Source organism: Acholeplasma equirhinis, assembly GCF_017052655.1.
GTDB lineage: Bacteria > Bacillota_I > Bacilli_A > Acholeplasmatales > Acholeplasmataceae > Acholeplasma > Acholeplasma equirhinis.
The window spans coordinates 69,945-86,173 of sequence record NZ_JAFIDC010000002.1 but is presented as its reverse complement, the minus strand read 5'-3'; the positions used below and the strand labels follow the sequence as shown (position 1 = coordinate 86,173).

Sequence of the window (16,229 nt, the reverse complement as noted above, 5' to 3'; positions counted from 1 at the left end):
GGAATCCCTCTAGTAAACCATCATCATTCGGATTTCTTCAGGTGAAACTTGATATCTAATACCTTCAATTAAATGTGTTAGATTTGAAACTTCTAACTCAGATAAAATCATGTAACCAAGATACACCTTAGCCGGATGCGATGCATAATACATTAGTTTTTTTGCGATATGATATCTTAAGTGGTCTCCAAAGTATTCTAGATAAGCTTGATCTTTGTCACCAATATATTGTCCAAATCCTGCTTCAATGATTCTTGTAAAGATGTCATTTGGATCTTTAATTGCAATAACTTCATCAAGTTTCTTTTGTAGAATTCTTGTTGATGGCACTAACATCAATCTGATTTCTTCATCTGGTACTTGGTAGAATTTCTTTAAACGATAAACTTTAATCATGTTTTCCATTTCAATTCTTGATTTGAAAACATCTTCAAGTTCTTGTTTTAATCTACCTTTGTAATTTGTTGCTATGTGTTGGAATGCGTAATTGTAGTAGTCCGCTTCGAATAAAGACTCAAACTCATAATATTTAAGATCTTGATTCTTAATATTTTCATAAGGCTTTAACATCTTTTGGTATTTTGTACCTTCAAGTGCTTCAACAAGTCCTTTTAAATTGGTTGTTTTAGCGATTTCGTTAAAGTCAATTTTAGAGTATCTATCAAAGTAAACTGGTAAATCAGCAACGACATCGTATACTTCATTTGAAATATAACTTCTAATCATTGCTAGTAAGACATTATGTTCTTGGTGAACTAACGATAGTTGATAAAATGATTTGTCATTCGTGGTTAAAAACTTGATGACTCGCATCATTTGGTCAAACTTTTGACGACGAATGAGTGATTCTAAACGACTTCTGTTCACTGCACTTTCTGGAATGCCTTGTAGAATTTCAGAATACGCAGGATGTTTTTTTAAATAAGATGTAATATCTGAAATCGTATTTTTCTTTAATAGTTCCTTATAATCATCTTCTCTTAAGTCGTTTGCGTGAATGGTTTTAATCTTTGTGATTAAGGCATTACCCACATACATCAAGAGGCGTCACCTTCTTTTGAAGATGATATAAACTCTAAAAGATCAGCTAACCAAGCATCTTTATGTTCTGCATAATATTTTTCGATGTTCGCAGTTTTACTTGCTGCTTTATCTTCAATATCTTTTAGACGCGCTTCATAACGAGCTTGAGCTTCTTCCTCAATTCTCTTGATTTCAGCTTCTAATGTTTTTTTGTGTGCTTTTGTCATTGATTGACGCATTTCTTTAATAGCCAAAAAGAGCTCTTCTTTCTCTTTTTTCAATAAAGAAATTTCAGCTTGAGCTTGTTTGTCTAATTCAATGACTTCTTGAATTAATTTTTTCATTTTTAGATGCCTTCTTTCAACTTAAACAAAGACAGTACTTTACTATCTAATAGTTTATCATATAATGATATTTATATCTATAAACGGAAACGCATAACCTTTGTTATTATAGTCCTCTATAAATTATTTTTCAAGGACATAATTTATGAAAATGTTTTAATATAGAGAAAACCCCGTGAATAAACACGGGGTTTTAAGTTTTTTAAATGAATTATTTGATTAATGAAGCAAGTTTAGTCATTGTTCTTACTAATTGAGCAGTATATGACATTTCATTGTCATACCATGACATAACTTTAACGAAGCGTGGGTTAGTCTTTAATACTTGAGTTGTGTTTGCATCGTAGATTGAACCGTAGTGAGTACCGATAACATCTGATGATACGATTGGATCTGCTTCATATTTTAATGTTTCGTTAGCTGCTGCTTTGAAAGCTGCATCGATTTCAGCTAATGTAACATCTTTCTTTAATTCAACTGTTAAGTCAACGATTGAACCAGTGATAGTTGGAACACGTAATGCAGTACCATCTAATTTACCTTTTAATTGAGGTAATACTAAACCGATAGCTGCAGCGGCACCTGTTGATGAAGGGATAATTGAAGCTGCTGCTGCACGTCCTCTTCTTGACATGATACCTTTCTTGTGTGGAACGTCCATTAATGATTGGTCATTAGTGTAAGCATGAACAGTTGTCATGAAACCTTGAACGATACCGAAGTTGTCTTCTAACACTTTAGCGATTGGAGCTAAACAGTTAGTTGTACATGAAGCTGCTGATACGATAGTTTCTGAACCATCTAAGATGTTATCATTTACGTTGTAAACGATAGTTTTGATACCTTCACCAGTTGCTGGAGCTGAGATAACAACTTTCTTAGCACCTGCAGTGATGTGAGCTGATGCTTTATCAGCTGAAGTGAATAAACCTGTTGATTCTAAAACGACATCAACATTTAAAGCTCCCCAAGGTAATAAAGCTGGGTCTTTTTGAGCGTAAACAGTAACTGCTTTACCGTCAACGATTAATTTGTCGCCTTCGAATGTTACTGAATCTTGTTTGTAACCACCTTGTGCAGTGTCATACTTTAAAAGGTATGCTAAAGTTTCTGCATCTGAAAGGTCATTGATAGCTACGATATCAAATTCAGGTTTTCCGAACATTAAACGGAAAGCTAATCTACCGATACGACCAAATCCATTAATTGCTACTTTGATAGCCATATTTAAATTCCTCCTAATTGGTTTTTGCAACTATATTTTAACATATTGCATGCATAATGTGTGATTAAATATTTGTGTAAACGTTTACTAGTTATTATAAATAACAAGTAACACATTTTATGTTTGTGTGATATAATCTTAACGAGAGGGAATTGCCATGCACATGAATGTTGAAATCGAATTTAAAACCCAAATCAATAAAGAAAAGTACGACGAATTAATTCAAGCATTTGATCTAGAAAATAATGTTTTTAAACAAACTAACTACTATTTTGATACAAAAGATCTTGAATTAAACCATAAATCGATGGTTTTACGTATTCGTCAAAAAAGAGAAAACTCATTTAAATTAACTTAAAAGAGTCAATCTGAACATGGAGCTTTTGAATACCATGTGATTATTACAAAAGAACAAGCTGAAGATATGAAGAAAAATGGGTTTTATACCAAAAATTTCTTTGAACAAATTGACTATTTTGTAACCTATCAAACTTCTCTTGATAACTACCGTGCTTCAACACCTTATGAAGGTGGAACACTCTTCTTAGATTACAATGAATATTGTGGTGTCACAGATTATGAAATCGAATATGAAGTTGACCACTATGAAATCGGTCTTGAAATCTTTAATAAATTCTTAGAAAAGCATCAAATCAAATTCATTCCTACAAAACGTAAGAGCGAACGTGCATTAACTTGTTTAGTTAAATAGCATCCTTGAATGGATGCTTTTTTTTACAAAAAAAATAGCCCTAAGGCTATTCTTCAATTTCTTCTTCTTGAATTGTTGGATCTATTGTAGAAAAGTATCTGTTTAACGTATCTTGATAATGTGTGAAATCCTCTTCTGAGTTTTCTCTCATAATCATTTCCCTTAAACGCTTAGGAATGAATACTCTAATTTCTTCATCGTTATAACCAACTTGCATGCGTTTAGCATCCACAATAATTGGACGTTTTAAAACGGATGGGTGATTAATAATAAATGATTTTAATTCAGAAACTGACATATCTTCAACTTCTAATTCTTGTTCTTTAAAGATTTTAGAGCGTGTTGAAATAATATCATCAAAACCATTTTCTGCATGGTTTAACATCAGTTCAATATCTTCATCGTTAATACGATGATTGAACAGATTCTTTTCTTCATATGCGACTTTGTGCTCGTCTAACCATTTTTTTGCTTTACGACAAGAAGAACATGATGGTGTAGTGTAAATAGTAACCATAAGAGTCTCCTTCCAGAGTTTGAGTGTAACCTTCTCCACCTATAAGTGACTACTTTTATTATAGTGATTTGTCAAATGATTTACAATAGTAACAAGGAATTTATAAGTCTTCACACAAATGAAAACGTATTCATTAACCAAAGTCGTATTATATGACATATGTGTCAAATTTCTTACTTTCAATTACTTCTATTTATTGATATAATAAATGCAATTTATATAAAGGAAGGTATTTAAATATGTCGAAATGGGATTTATCAAGTTTTTACCCAAACGAAGCAGAATGGGAAAAAGATTTCGAATCATTAAAATCAGAGATCGGTCAATTTGCTGATTTCAAAGGTAAGCTCGGCGACTTTGAGACCTTTAAAAAGTATCATGAGTTAGATGAAGCTATTACTAAAAAAATCTATAAAGTATATTCTTACGCACATCTTGCATCTGATTTGAACTTAAAAGATACTGATAAACTCTCAAGAAGCCAAAAGGTATCATTACTGTTATCACAGTTAGGTCAAATCGCTTCATATGTTTCCCCTGAAATCATTGAATTAGGTGAAGAAAAGGTTTATAGTTTCTTAGAAAAAGATGCATCATTAAAACCTCATTTATTCAATTATCAAAAATTATTCAGAGGACAAACACACATCCTTGATGCAGATAAAGAAAAGTTACTTGCTAACCTTTCTCCAATCAGATCAATTCCTACATCACTTTATCAAGCATTATCAGTGATTGATAGAATAGATGAAACAGTTAAATTATCAACTGGTGAAGAAGTTTTAGTGACTCAAGCTCAATTTAGAGCTTTATTAGAAAACGCTAAAAACCCAGCAGACCGTAAATTGATTTTTGAAACATTATACAAAAAGTATGTTGATAACAAATCAGCATTTGCTGCAACTTATAACTTAGTACTTCAACAACTTTCAGCAAATGCTAAAAACCGTAATTACGAATCAACATTAGATGCTGCACTTTTCCATAACAACATCCCAACTTCTGTTTTCCTAAATCTTAAGGATACTGCTTACGAAAACACACATCTTTTAAAGAGATACATCGAAATTAAGAAAAAAGCACTTGGTATGGATGAATACTTCACTTATGATCGTTTCTTACCACTTGCTAAATCTGATAAGAAATATCCTTATGCTGAAGCTAAACAACTCTTTATTGAATCTATTCAAGGATTCCCAAAAGAATTCATTGAAGCTCAATTAGATGCAGTTAAAGATGGTTTTGTTGATGCTTATCCACAAGATGGTAAAAGAACTGGTGCTTATTCATCAGGTGTCTATGGGCATCATCCATACATTCTCTTAAACCACAATGATACATTAGATTCAGTATTCACACTTGCTCACGAAGCTGGTCACTCAGCACACTCAATCTTCAGTGATGCAAACCAACCAATGCCAATTTCAGATTATACAATCTTCGTTGCTGAAATTGCTTCTACTTTCAATGAGCATGCACTTCTTGATTACTTAGTTCAAAAAGCTGAAACTAAAGAGGAAAAGATTGAATTATTAACAATGGCAATTGATAATATTCACTCAACCTTCTACCGTCAAACTTTATTTGCAACATACGAATATGAAGCAAATAAACTCGTTGCTGAAGGTAAACCAGTTACTGAACAAGCTTTATCTAAGATCATGATCGATTTATACAAACATTATTATGATTTAGATATTACTAAAGAACCTGGTAAACAATATGTTTGGGCATACATTCCTCATCTATTCCATACACCATTCTATGTTTATCAATATGCAACTTCATTCTCAGCTTCACTTAAGATTTATGACAATGTGAAGTCAAAAGTTTCTGGTGCATTTGATAACTATGTAAAGATGTTAAAATCAGGCGGTTCAATGTATCCAGTTGATCAAGCTAAGATGGCTGGTGCGGATTTAACAAACAAAGAAACATTCTTAGCCGTTGTTAAACGATTAGAATCATTATTAGATCAACTTGAAGCTGCTTTAAAATAACAATCTTGTGTTAAAATAAATATGACGTTGAAAAGGTAAGTACCTAGTTTAGTTTATTTAGAAGAGACTTGCAGTAAGGTGAAATGCAAGATAAACGATTAGCGAATGGGCCTTGGAGTCAACAATTTAATCTTAAGCGCTATATATAATGTATATAGAATTAAGGTGGCACCGCGGATTTTAAATTCGTCCTTAAAAGTTAACTACTTTTGGGGACTTTTTATTTTCCATTTAGAAAGGATGATTTAAATGAAACGACTCGTATCAGGAATTAAACCAACCGGTGAATTAACACTTGGTAACTATATTGGAGCAATCCAACAATTCGTAAAACTACAAGATACTTTAGAAGACACAGAATTCTTTATCTTTATTGCTGACCTTCACGCAATCACTACCCCACAGGATAAACAATTATTAAGAAAACGCGTGCGCGATATTGCAGCATTCTACATTGCATGTGGACTAGATCCTCATAAGGTCACACTCTTTGTTCAATCTGAAGTGATGGAACATGCACTTTTAGGTTATATTATGGAATCCACTGCTTACATTGGTGAAATGGAGCGTATGATCCAATTCAAAGAAAAGAAACAAAAAGAAAAAGCTACAGGTGTAAGAACTTCACTTCTGACATATCCTGCATTAATGGCTGCTGATATTCTGCTTTATGATGCAAATTTAGTTCCAGTTGGTGAAGACCAAAGACAACATCTAGAATTAACAAGAACTTTAGCAGAGCGATTCAACTCACAATATGGGGATACATTTGCAGTACCAGAGGGTTATACACCAAAAGTTGGTGCGAAGATTAAAAATCTTCAAGATCCAACTAAAAAGATGAGTAAGAGTGAAGCGGAAACTGAAAAAGCTTATATTCTTTTACTTGATCCGGTTGCACAAATCAAAAATAAAATTAAATCTGCAGTAACTGACTCAGATACTAAAATATATTTTGATGAAAAGAAAAAACCAGGCATCTCAAATTTACTTACAATTTATTCAGCTTTAACAGAGCGTTCAATTGAAGATATTGTTAAACAGTATGAAAATGAAACATCGTATGCAAGCTTTAAACAAGAACTTGCTGAAATCGTTGGTAATCATATTGAAAAAATTCAAAAACGATATCTTGAATTAATCAATTCAAAAGAATTAGACGAAATTCTTGATAAAGGTGCAGAAACTGCAAGACTTTATGCAAGACGAAAAATGACCAAAGTCCTCTCTCGACTTGGGCTACAAAGAAAAAAGTGATTCCATTTTTTGGAATCACTTCTTTTTTAATCTTCCATCTTCATTTGATATTTTAATACTGGATATTCATGTTCCCCATCCATTTGTAGGAAAGCAGGTTCTGCAAATTCAACTGTGATATCTTTTCCACGATAGAATTGAACCCATCTTTTAAACATACGGTGCCAACCTAAATAAATTGTTGGGAAAATTAATACTAAAACCCATTTTGGAATATTTCTAACAACGACTAATTCAATTTCTTTTTCTGATCTTTTCTTTCTTGGTGAAATCATCATACCACCACCAAAGTATTGTGCATACATTGCAGATGCAAACCAGACTTTCTTTTCTTCAAAGACTTTACCATCGACATTAAATTTAGCTGCGACTGGCTTAAATTCTTTGAAGCCTAAGAATGAGTTTAAGAAGAAATTTGATTTACTTTTTTCAGCTTTTGATTTATTAACTTTATATGCAACAAGTCCATCAAGACCGACACCACCACCATTGATTACTCTTTCTCTTTTGCCATTCACGTACATGACTGGTAAATGAATTAAGTATTCTTTAATGTTGGCCATACGTTTTTTAATTGGAACAGTTCTTAAAAAATCATTACCTGTACCTGCTTTGTAAAGGTACACTTCAGGCTTAATCACATAACCTTCGATTTGATTAGCTATACGATGAAGTGTACCATCACCACCTAAGATGATGATTCTGTCACTTTCATTATGCTTATCTAAAAACTCTTTAACATCAATGATGTTTAAAAGATTAATAATTAAAACTTCACGTTTTTGTTTCTTAAGTTTTTTCTCTAATTTAGCTGCTACTTTAATGTTCTTCCCGCGGGAAGATAATGGGTTATATAAAATAATATCCATATAATTTCCTAGAATACGCCAAGTGCGTATTTCTTTTTACCTCTTCTTAGAATGACATATCTACTATGTACTTTATTTCCTATACCCATAGTATATGTTAAATCGGTAACTTTTTCACCATTTAAACTTACAGCACCGGTTGTAATAAACTCACGTGCTTCACGATTGCTACTTGCAAGGTTACCTTTGATTAAAGCCTCAACTAGAGTCATTTCATTTGATAATTCAACTTTATCTAGTACTTTTTCTAAAGTTTTAAAAGCTTCTTCATTTAACTTGTTAAAGTCACCACTAAATAAAGCTTCTGTTACTTCAAGTGCAATTTGAAGTTTTTCTTTACCGTGAACAAATGTAACAACCTCTTCAGCAAGTTTCTTTTGTGCTAGACGTAATTCTGGTTTTTCACGTGATACTTTTAAGAGTTCATCAATTTCTTCGTGTTCTAAAGTTGTTAACAGTTTTAAATAGTTTTCAATGTCATTATCTGATGCATTGAAGAAGTATTGATAGAGTTCATATGGTGATGTCATATTTTCATCTAACCAAAGTGCACCAGATTCACTCTTACCAAACTTCGTACCATCTGATTTTAATAAAAGTGGTGAAGAAAGACCAACTGCATCATTTTCTCCAACAACTTTACGGATTAATTCTAGACCAGATGTAATATTTCCCCATTGATCAGAACCACCAAATTGAATCTTGACATCATTAGTTTGGTATAAATGTAACCAGTCAATTGATTGAAGAATCATATATGAAAACTCAGTATATGAAATACCAACATCAATGCGTTTTTGAACCGTATCTTTTGCGAGCATATACGCAATATTAAAATACTTGCCATAATCTCTTAAGAATGTAATGGTATCAATTTTAGAAATCCAGTCATAGTTATTAACAAAGATTGTATTACCTTGAAGTAATGTTCTAATTTGACGTTCAATCTTACCTGCATTTTGTAAGGATTGATCCAGTGTTAATAATTTTCTTTCTTGAGTTTCTTTAGGATCTCCAATTAACCCTGTCGCACCACCAATAACAACAACAGGTACATGTCCATGTTTTTGAAGATATTTCATTCTAACAATTTGGACTAAGTGACCAACTGTTAAGGATTCTCCTGTTGGATCGTATCCAACATAGAATTTTGTAGATTTTTCATTTAATAATTTTTTAGCTTCATCGACATTGGATACATCTTTAACCATGCCACGCCATATAAGTTCATCATATAAGTTCATCATATTTCTCCTTCAATAAAAATAAAATCCTTAGACAAAAAATATGTCTAAGGACGAAAATTTCGCGGTACCACCTTAGTTCGTAAAGTAAACTTTACGCACCTCAATATATATTTGATCTCCTTTGGTGTAATTCGTAACATACATTAACTTCTAGTTTACATCAGCCACTAGATTTCTTGCTTAGTTGTATGAACTACTTAATTCAAATTCATCGATCGATTAAGTTGATTGTCTTTCAACGATTCTATGAGGCAGAATAATACGTGTATTTTCTACGCTCTTAGATTGCATTAATTTAGTTAAAAGTCTCATAGAAACTGCACCAATATCATAGACAGGAATATCAATTGAAGTCAGTGCAGGACGAGAAAGTGCTGCATACTTTGTATTTTGGAATCCTGAAATCTTTAAATTCTTTGGTACTTGTTTACCATTTTCGATTGCAGTGTTTAAGAATGATACTGCAATAGAGTCACGGACAGCAATTGCACCATCGACATTAATATCTGCAAAGAATGTTTCAAAGTGAGGTTTATTAATTGAAGTGTCACCACTTGTTCTAAAGATTCTAGGTTCAAGGTTAGCTTCTAACATAGCTTTAGTGTAACCTTCTTCTTTCTTATCATTAACACTATAACGACGTGCAGTTGATAAGAAGTAAAGATCTTTACAGCCTTTATCAATTAAATTCTTCGTAATTTCATATCCAGCTTTTGCATAGTCAATTGAAACCGTTGGAACGATCGGATCGGATGTGACAACATTTGCAAAGACATATGGAATGTTATTATCATTAAACATGCGTTTTAATAATTCAACATCTCTATCTGATAATTCATCATTTAAATATAGAATGCCATCAACTTGTTCAGCTACAATATTTTGCACTGCATCAAGTACATCTGCATCCTCTGGAATAGAGAACAATTTAATCGAATAGTTATACTTTGTTGCAATATCAGAAATACCACCTAACATCTGTGCAACAGATGCTCTTGTGATATCAGAAATAACAACTCCAACTGTAGTCGTTTTACGACTTGCTAGACCTCTTGCAATCACATTTGGACGATACCCTAATTCCTTTATGACTTTTAAAACACGTTGACGTGTATCTTCTTTTACTTTCTCTGGAGAGTTTAGAACTCTAGATACTGTTGCTAAAGAAACACCTGCAGCACCAGCAACATCATAAATTGTCGCATTGCTCATAAAAAATCACCTCTCGATAGAAAACATTATAGCATATAATGGAGGCGCTTACAACGAGAATGTAACAAAATGAAAAAATTTTCATGAAAAAGAAAGCCAGCAAATTTGCTGGCTTATCTTAGACGATTTTTTGTTCTTTAATTCTTGATGCTTTTTTGCTTAATGCGCGGATATAGTTTAACTTCGCACGGCGAACAACACCGATACGTGAAACTTCTAAGCGATCGATAGCTGGTGAATGAACAGGGAATGTTCTTTCAACGCCGACCCCATTTGAAACCTTACGTACTGTAAAAGTTTCTGAGATGCCACCGCCTTGACGTTTGATTACTAATCCTTCAAATAACTGAATTCTTTCTTTGTTACCTTCTTTAATTTTAACGTAAACTTTAACTGTATCACCAGCTTTGAAGCTTGGACGTTCTTGAATGTATTTAGAAGTAATTGCAGCGATTAAAGCTTGACCTTTTAACTTTGCCATAAACGACTCTCCTTATTTAACGTCTGTTCATAAGTATTTTACTTAGCGGACCAGCGTGCTTATTTATTATACATGAATCCTTATTTTGATTCAATCTCTTTTTTTATCTCATTTAGCAATTTAGTTTCTTCTTTATTCAGATTCTTTTTTGCTATTAAATCCGGTCTCTTCATATAAGTCTTTTTAAGACTCATATATAACCTCCATTTTCGAATGTTTTCATGATGTCCAGAGCGTAATACTTCTGGTACAGCATAGCCTTCGAAAGTTTCTGGTTTAGTGTATTGTGGATATTTGAGTAAGCCTTGTTGATGTGAATCATCAATATATGATGCTTCATTGATAACCCCTGGTAATAGCCTTACAATCGCATCAGTAATCACCATTGCTGGTATTTCACCACCGGTTAAGACATAGTCACCAATTGAGATTTCTTCATCAACGAAGTTTAAGACTCTCTCATCAATACCTTCATAATGTCCACAAATCAATATGAGGTGTTTTTTCGTATCCCTAAAGTGGGTAGCGATTTGTTGATTGAAAACTGTGCCTTGAGGTGATAAGAAAATTGTGTATGTATCTTCTGTTCTAAGCTGTTGTAAAAGTTTGTAAAATGGTGGGAAAATCATGAGCATACCTGCCCCACCACCATAAGGTGTATCGTCAATTTTTCCACCTTTGAGATCTGTATAGTCTCTTAAATCATGAATTTGAATGGTAACTCTACCGTCTTCAATCGCATGTTTTATCTTGCTGGTGGTTAAAAACTCATTAAAAAAATTTGGAAAAATCGTAATTATATCGATCTTCATATTAATCCTTCAATGGTTTCAATTAAGATACCTTCATCTGATACTGATTTTACAAAAGCATTCACGAAGGGAACATATACCATTCTTTTATCATTTGTTTCAATTCGAAGTAGATAACCTTGAGGAACTTCAACTAAAGAATCAACTTTACCAAGATGCAGATGATTCATACTAAATACATCTAAACCAACAAGTTTAGGTAAGTGGTATTCATCCTCCCCAAGGGTAGGTTCCTCAGTTGTAAATACTTCTTTTTTTCTTAGTGGTTCGACAGAGGTTAATGTTAAGTAACCTTCAAACCCTACGAGATAATATTCATTTTGTCTGCGAACAGACCTCACTTTTAGTGGAAGTTCTCCAATATAAAGGGTCACACCAACTTTAATTCGATCAAAGTCAGAATGCGATAGAATTTTCACTTCGCCCTTAATACCGTGAGTGTCCACAATTTTACCAATTGAATACATCATTAGAATCAATACGCATCGATATCGATGTGCACTCTCTTGCCTTCTTTAGATGCACCTGCATAAACTATGGTACGGATAGCACTTGCGATTTTACCGCCTTTACCAATCACTCTACCTAAGTCATTGGAATTGACTAAAAGTTGAATGTGTAGAACACCAGCTTCTTCGCTCAATACTTTGACATGAACATCATCTGGGGATACCACTAATGGCACTACTATTTGTTTGATTAATTTTTCAAAATCAACTGCCATATGTTTATAACCCCCTTAAAGTTATTTACTTAAAACATTGTACTTCTTGAATAAACTCTTAACTGTGTCAGTTGGTTGAGCACCATTTTCTAACCATTTAGCAACTTTTTCATTGTTAACTAAAACAGTTCCGTTGATTGGCTCATATGTTCCAACGATTTCTAAGAATTTACCGTCTCTTGGTGCTTTTGCATCAGCTGCCACGATTCTGTAGAATGGGCGTTTGTGATTACCAAAGCGTTGTAAACGTAGTTTAACCATATTAAGTCTCCTTTTATTTATAAATCCTGTTCAATTTTACCATAAAAATAACTACTGTCAAGTATTTTTCCTTGACAATGAGAAATTATTTTATATTTGCTTCTTCATTGAAGAATAGTGAAGGATATACCCCAATAAATCCCTTAATATTTTGCAGTTGTGATAACAATACTTTTTCACCCTTAACTTTATCAAAGTAAACAACTGCATAGTTCGCTTTCTTTGAAATATAAGCTACATGGATATCCATTTTTTCTAACTTCTTTGGAACTTCTTTTCCTCTAAAGTCTACAATATATGCGACACGTTCTATTTGCATATCTTCACTTCCCTTTGATGTCACTTAGGACGATTTCTTTATAAGTGCCTTTTTCTAAATCGAGTTTAAGTTCTCCGATTTGTATACGTTTTAAGTAAGTTACTTTAAAACCCACACTTTCAAACATCTTTTTAACCTGGTGAAATTTACCTTCATCTATAGTAATTTCCACCTTATTACTATTATAGTTTAATTTCTTTGCATTGGTAAAATAAATTTTACCATCTGGGTCTTTTAATTCGACACCTTCTAAAAGCTGTAATTTTGCAGCTTCTGTAAAATCTAAATCAAGAGTTGCTTCATAAACTTTATCTAAATGCTTTTTAGGATGCGTAATTTCATGTTGAATTTCACCATCTGTTGTAAGAATCAGTAAGCCTTCGGTATCCTTATCCAGTCTACCTGCGATTTTAAAGTCAAATCGATCATATGGTTTTTTAATTAAATCGATTACAACAGGATCATTTTTATCTTGATTTGCAGATAAATATCCTGCAGGTTTATGCATTGCTAAAATGATGGTTTCTTTATAAAATACAGTTTCTTGATCCACAACAATTTGATCTTTATTTGGATCAATTTGCATATCTGCATGTTTCACGATTTTTTCGTTAACTGAAATTAAACCTCTCTTAATTAAGGTTTTAATTTCGGTACGACTCCCATATTTTAAGTTGGATAATATTTTATCCAGACGCATAATGATGCTCCTTATCTTGTTATGTTATAATGTTTACGAGGTGAAACCTAATGATTACTATGCAAAATATTATTAGAGAAGGACATCCAACTCTAACAACTAAATCAAAACCCGTGATTCTACCTTTATCTAAAGAAGACATTAAACTAGGTAAGGACTTATTAGAATATGTTATCAATTCTCAAGATGATGAGAAGGTGAAGAAATATCGTTTACGTCCTTCTGTTGGTCTTGCAGCACCACAAGTAAATAAATTAAAACGTATGTTTGCAATGCATGTTCAAGATTTAGATGGCGAACTTTATTCATTCATCATCATTAATCCTGAAATCATTGGTTCAACTAAGGAAGAATGTTTTATTCCTGGTGGTGAAGGCTGTCTTTCGGTTGACAGACCTACTGAAGGTTTAACACCAAGAAAATACGGTATTCGTTTTAAAGGTTACACGCTAGATCCTGAAACAGAACATACACAACCAATTGAAATGGATTTAGTGGGTTACCCTGCAATCGTCTTCCAACATGAGTTCGATCATTTAGATGGTATTATGTTTACAACTAAACTTTACAAGGAACTTCCAAATGCATTCCCACTATTCGAAGTTGATGAAGATTCTGAATCTAACGAAACAGAAACTCAAGAATAATTAATCTAAGCATACCGAAATGGTATGCTTTTTTTATACGTTAACACCAACAGATACAATTGGTAAGTAACGATACTCAACAATATGTTTAACCTTTTGATGGTTTTCAATACCGCCATAGTAATCCAGTAAATCAACTTCTAATTCTTCAATTGATTCAATTTTTCCAGCTAGATAATCTTCTACTTTAGAAATTGCAGTATCAATTCTTGATTTAATACCACCGATGCGTAGATCTTGAACTTCATAGCCAAAAGCTTTATTTTCATTAAACCATTGATTCTTAAAACTATTTTGGAAAACTAAAATTAGTTTATTTGTAGTTTTTAAATCTTTAATGATGTTTCTTAATGCTTCATGGTCGTTTGCTTTATAAGCTGCTCTTAACTTCACACCTAAATCAATCTTCTTACTTAAAACATTGAGTAAATTCAATTGGGTATCAAATAAGTATTTAAACTCACCAAAATATGACATTTCTTTCTTTAATTTATTGAAATGCTTTTTGTAAAGTTTTGGATAACTTTTATCAACAGCTGTATCCATTAAACCTAGAAGTATATCATTATATAGAAAATGTTTATTCGCTGAGTTTAAGTCCTTAACATCTTTTGATAAATAATTTGCAAGGTCAACGAGCATAAAGCGATCAAATGAAATACCAACTGTTGCTTCAAAGAATGCTTGATAATCTTGACCAAGTTTTGAATCCAGATAAGAAAGATATCCGTAATATGCAAGGGATGGTAAAACAGAAAATGCACTCGCTTCATTTCCATTATCTCCCCATGAGGTTACCATAAAATGGTTAACCTTCTTTTTAGATATAGCAGACATTTGCGCATAAGCTGCGGTTTGGGTAAATCTATTTGAAGGTGTAAATCCAATCCACTTCCAAGCACCACCTGCAAAACTTACTGGATTGTTAAATTGAAGATGTTTATCTAACATCTTTAAATAGTGTGCTTCATCTGTTTTGTAATAATCCCAATAAAGTAGTTCAACTTCACTCGGAACTTTATCTAAAAACTCCTTTGGAATCGCTGCATCACCGTAATAATCTTGTTTGACAACTCTAAAGAACATGTCACTCCACATCATTGGTTTGAAGTTGTATTTCTTACAAATTTCAATGACACGTTTTAAGTGATTTACCATGATGTCAAATCTAGGTACGAGTCCATGTTTATCAAGATATCTTCCACGACCCAACATATAAGCTTCATCCATACCAATATTAATGAAATTTGAATTAAAACTTTCTCTTGCAGTTTTAATCATTTTTTCAATAAACTCATACGTTGCATCTTCTTCAACAAGTAAGATATCCGCAGTATCAAATAAATGATTATAAAGACCATATCGTCTGATTCCATTTAAATGTGCAAGGGTTTGGATACATGGTACAAGTTCAATTCCAAAAAAGGCAGCATAGTTTTCTACTGCATTAATTTCTTCTTTAGAATATGCACCTCTCATATAACCAAAATACGGTTCATCATCCATCTTAAAGGTATCTTCTGTATAAAGTTGCAGATTGTTATAACCAAAGATGGCAAGATACTCAATGAGCTTTTTTAACGTCTCAACTTTTAAGACAGCATTTCTTGAAACATCAACCATGTAGGTTAGATTTTCAATGCGTCTATTAATTTCTAATGAAACTTCTTTTTCTTTATTTTTTAAAACGAATCCAAGTGAAAAGAACAAATCACTTGGACGTTTAATTTCAACATTTAAAACTTTATCTTTAAAATCAATTTTTAAAGATGAACCTTCATGAATATGAATCTCATTAATGAAGTGATCTAAATTATATTTATTTCTTAAAATATCCAAGCCTTTAGCAAGACTTGGATTTAATCCCTTTATTTTCATC

Annotated in this window: 18 protein-coding genes, 1 pseudogene and 1 other annotated feature; of the genes and pseudogenes, 4 read left to right on the top strand and 15 right to left on the bottom strand. The window is 32.6% G+C overall.

Translation table 11 applies throughout. The annotated features are described in order from the left end of the window. Positions 1-9 precede the first annotated feature (9 nt). The 3 genes from JV173_RS06685 to gap form a co-directional block, all read right to left on the bottom strand. Positions 10-1,038, bottom strand: coding sequence for a V-type ATPase subunit (locus JV173_RS06685; protein ID WP_205735534.1), 1,029 nt, complete (start codon positions 1,036-1,038; stop codon positions 10-12). Further along, positions 1,038-1,367, bottom strand: coding sequence for a hypothetical protein (locus tag JV173_RS06680; protein ID WP_205735533.1), 330 nt, complete (start codon positions 1,365-1,367; stop codon positions 1,038-1,040). Before JV173_RS06680 ends, JV173_RS06685 begins: the two co-directional genes overlap by 1 nt. A 211-nt stretch (positions 1,368-1,578) precedes the next feature. Then, entirely contained in the window at positions 1,579-2,592 is a 1,014-nt protein-coding gene (gap, locus tag JV173_RS06675; protein WP_205735532.1) for a type I glyceraldehyde-3-phosphate dehydrogenase, read from the bottom strand. A gap of 157 nt (positions 2,593-2,749) precedes the next feature. On the opposite strand from gap, the pseudogene JV173_RS07065 reads away from it, so the two are divergent. Beyond that, positions 2,750-3,304, top strand: a pseudogene (locus JV173_RS07065) (CYTH domain-containing protein). 46 nt (positions 3,305-3,350) lie between these two features. Here JV173_RS07065 and spx read toward each other — a convergent pair. Then, positions 3,351-3,821, bottom strand: coding sequence for a transcriptional regulator Spx (gene spx / locus JV173_RS06660; RefSeq protein ID WP_205735529.1), 471 nt, complete (start codon positions 3,819-3,821; stop codon positions 3,351-3,353). A gap of 239 nt (positions 3,822-4,060) precedes the next feature. On the opposite strand from spx, the gene pepF reads away from it, so the two are divergent. Continuing rightward, positions 4,061-5,821 carry an oligoendopeptidase F gene (gene pepF / locus JV173_RS06655; protein WP_205735528.1) on the top strand — a complete coding sequence of 587 codons (1,761 nt, stop codon included), beginning with the start codon at positions 4,061-4,063 and terminating at the stop codon, positions 5,819-5,821. Positions 5,822-5,839: 18 nt separating this feature from the next. Next, positions 5,840-6,018 (top strand) — a binding site (T-box leader). Positions 6,019-6,070: 52 nt separating this feature from the next. Further along, positions 6,071-7,078 (top strand): tryptophan--tRNA ligase, encoded by a 1,008-nt coding sequence (gene trpS, locus JV173_RS06650; RefSeq protein WP_205735527.1) that lies wholly within the window; start codon positions 6,071-6,073, stop codon positions 7,076-7,078. 26 nt (positions 7,079-7,104) lie between these two features. Here the strand turns inward: trpS and JV173_RS06645 are convergent, their stop codons facing one another. From JV173_RS06645 to JV173_RS06600, 10 genes are all read right to left on the bottom strand, one after another. Beyond that, positions 7,105-7,947 carry a diacylglycerol/lipid kinase family protein gene (locus JV173_RS06645; protein ID WP_205735526.1) on the bottom strand — a complete coding sequence of 281 codons (843 nt, stop codon included), beginning with the start codon at positions 7,945-7,947 and terminating at the stop codon, positions 7,105-7,107. 8 nt (positions 7,948-7,955) lie between these two features. Then, on the bottom strand, positions 7,956-9,191 hold the full coding sequence (gene tyrS / locus JV173_RS06640; RefSeq protein WP_205735525.1) for a tyrosine--tRNA ligase: 1,236 nt from the start codon (positions 9,189-9,191) through the stop codon (positions 7,956-7,958). A 222-nt stretch (positions 9,192-9,413) separates the two neighbouring features. Next, the gene (locus tag JV173_RS06635; protein WP_205735524.1) at positions 9,414-10,406 is read right to left on the bottom strand and encodes a LacI family DNA-binding transcriptional regulator; all 993 of its coding nucleotides are present in this window, start codon (positions 10,404-10,406) and stop codon (positions 9,414-9,416) included. A gap of 118 nt (positions 10,407-10,524) precedes the next feature. Continuing rightward, positions 10,525-10,887, bottom strand: a complete 363-nt coding sequence (gene rplS / locus JV173_RS06630; RefSeq protein WP_205735523.1) for a 50S ribosomal protein L19 — start codon at positions 10,885-10,887, stop codon at positions 10,525-10,527. A gap of 80 nt (positions 10,888-10,967) precedes the next feature. Beyond that, a complete protein-coding gene (gene trmD, locus JV173_RS06625) occupies positions 10,968-11,699 on the bottom strand; it encodes a tRNA (guanosine(37)-N1)-methyltransferase TrmD (protein ID WP_205735522.1) in 732 nt (243 codons plus the stop codon). Next, complete coding sequence (gene rimM, locus JV173_RS06620; protein WP_205735521.1) at positions 11,696-12,169, bottom strand: ribosome maturation factor RimM; 474 nt, start codon at positions 12,167-12,169, stop codon at positions 11,696-11,698. The genes trmD and rimM overlap by 4 nt, the downstream gene beginning before the upstream one ends. Before the next feature lie 5 nt (positions 12,170-12,174). Further along, positions 12,175-12,423 carry a KH domain-containing protein gene (locus JV173_RS06615; protein WP_205735520.1) on the bottom strand — a complete coding sequence of 83 codons (249 nt, stop codon included), beginning with the start codon at positions 12,421-12,423 and terminating at the stop codon, positions 12,175-12,177. Between the two features lie 21 nt (positions 12,424-12,444). Next, positions 12,445-12,684: a 30S ribosomal protein S16 gene (rpsP, locus tag JV173_RS06610; RefSeq protein ID WP_205735519.1), complete on the bottom strand. Its 240-nt coding sequence runs from the start codon at positions 12,682-12,684 to the stop codon at positions 12,445-12,447. A gap of 85 nt (positions 12,685-12,769) precedes the next feature. Beyond that, complete coding sequence (locus JV173_RS06605; protein WP_205735518.1) at positions 12,770-13,003, bottom strand: YlbG family protein; 234 nt, start codon at positions 13,001-13,003, stop codon at positions 12,770-12,772. 4 nt (positions 13,004-13,007) lie between these two features. Then, the gene (locus tag JV173_RS06600; protein WP_205735517.1) at positions 13,008-13,703 is read right to left on the bottom strand and encodes a pseudouridine synthase; all 696 of its coding nucleotides are present in this window, start codon (positions 13,701-13,703) and stop codon (positions 13,008-13,010) included. 50 nt (positions 13,704-13,753) lie between these two features. Between JV173_RS06600 and def the strand changes: the two genes are divergently transcribed. After that, positions 13,754-14,350 carry a peptide deformylase gene (gene def / locus JV173_RS06595; RefSeq protein ID WP_240453033.1) on the top strand — a complete coding sequence of 199 codons (597 nt, stop codon included), beginning with the start codon at positions 13,754-13,756 and terminating at the stop codon, positions 14,348-14,350. A 33-nt stretch (positions 14,351-14,383) separates the two neighbouring features. On the opposite strand, the gene JV173_RS06590 is transcribed toward def, so the two are convergent. Continuing rightward, positions 14,384-16,228, bottom strand: coding sequence for a beta-N-acetylhexosaminidase (locus tag JV173_RS06590; protein WP_205735516.1), 1,845 nt, complete (start codon positions 16,226-16,228; stop codon positions 14,384-14,386). Position 16,229 lies beyond the last annotated feature (1 nt).

What these genes read in the sequence shown, in the direction of transcription:
- JV173_RS06685 (WP_205735534.1), bottom strand. Translation starts at nt 1,038, where the DNA reads ATGTATGTGGGTAATGCCTTAATCACAAAGATTAAAACCATTCACGCA.
- JV173_RS06680 (WP_205735533.1), bottom strand. Translation starts at nt 1,367, where the DNA reads ATGAAAAAATTAATTCAAGAAGTCATTGAATTAGACAAACAAGCTCAA.
- gap (WP_205735532.1), bottom strand. Translation starts at nt 2,592, where the DNA reads ATGGCTATCAAAGTAGCAATTAATGGATTTGGTCGTATCGGTAGATTA.
- spx (WP_205735529.1), bottom strand. Translation starts at nt 3,821, where the DNA reads ATGGTTACTATTTACACTACACCATCATGTTCTTCTTGTCGTAAAGCA.
- pepF (WP_205735528.1), top strand. Translation starts at nt 4,061, where the DNA reads ATGTCGAAATGGGATTTATCAAGTTTTTACCCAAACGAAGCAGAATGG.
- trpS (WP_205735527.1), top strand. Translation starts at nt 6,071, where the DNA reads ATGAAACGACTCGTATCAGGAATTAAACCAACCGGTGAATTAACACTT.
- JV173_RS06645 (WP_205735526.1), bottom strand. Translation starts at nt 7,947, where the DNA reads ATGGATATTATTTTATATAACCCATTATCTTCCCGCGGGAAGAACATT.
- tyrS (WP_205735525.1), bottom strand. Translation starts at nt 9,191, where the DNA reads ATGAACTTATATGATGAACTTATATGGCGTGGCATGGTTAAAGATGTA.
- JV173_RS06635 (WP_205735524.1), bottom strand. Translation starts at nt 10,406, where the DNA reads ATGAGCAATGCGACAATTTATGATGTTGCTGGTGCTGCAGGTGTTTCT.
- rplS (WP_205735523.1), bottom strand. Translation starts at nt 10,887, where the DNA reads ATGGCAAAGTTAAAAGGTCAAGCTTTAATCGCTGCAATTACTTCTAAA.
- trmD (WP_205735522.1), bottom strand. Translation starts at nt 11,699, where the DNA reads ATGAAGATCGATATAATTACGATTTTTCCAAATTTTTTTAATGAGTTT.
- rimM (WP_205735521.1), bottom strand. Translation starts at nt 12,169, where the DNA reads ATGATGTATTCAATTGGTAAAATTGTGGACACTCACGGTATTAAGGGC.
- JV173_RS06615 (WP_205735520.1), bottom strand. Translation starts at nt 12,423, where the DNA reads ATGGCAGTTGATTTTGAAAAATTAATCAAACAAATAGTAGTGCCATTA.
- rpsP (WP_205735519.1), bottom strand. Translation starts at nt 12,684, where the DNA reads ATGGTTAAACTACGTTTACAACGCTTTGGTAATCACAAACGCCCATTC.
- JV173_RS06605 (WP_205735518.1), bottom strand. Translation starts at nt 13,003, where the DNA reads ATGCAAATAGAACGTGTCGCATATATTGTAGACTTTAGAGGAAAAGAA.
- JV173_RS06600 (WP_205735517.1), bottom strand. Translation starts at nt 13,703, where the DNA reads ATGCGTCTGGATAAAATATTATCCAACTTAAAATATGGGAGTCGTACC.
- def (WP_240453033.1), top strand. Translation starts at nt 13,754, where the DNA reads ATGATTACTATGCAAAATATTATTAGAGAAGGACATCCAACTCTAACA.
- JV173_RS06590 (WP_205735516.1), bottom strand. Translation starts at nt 16,228, where the DNA reads ATGAAAATAAAGGGATTAAATCCAAGTCTTGCTAAAGGCTTGGATATT.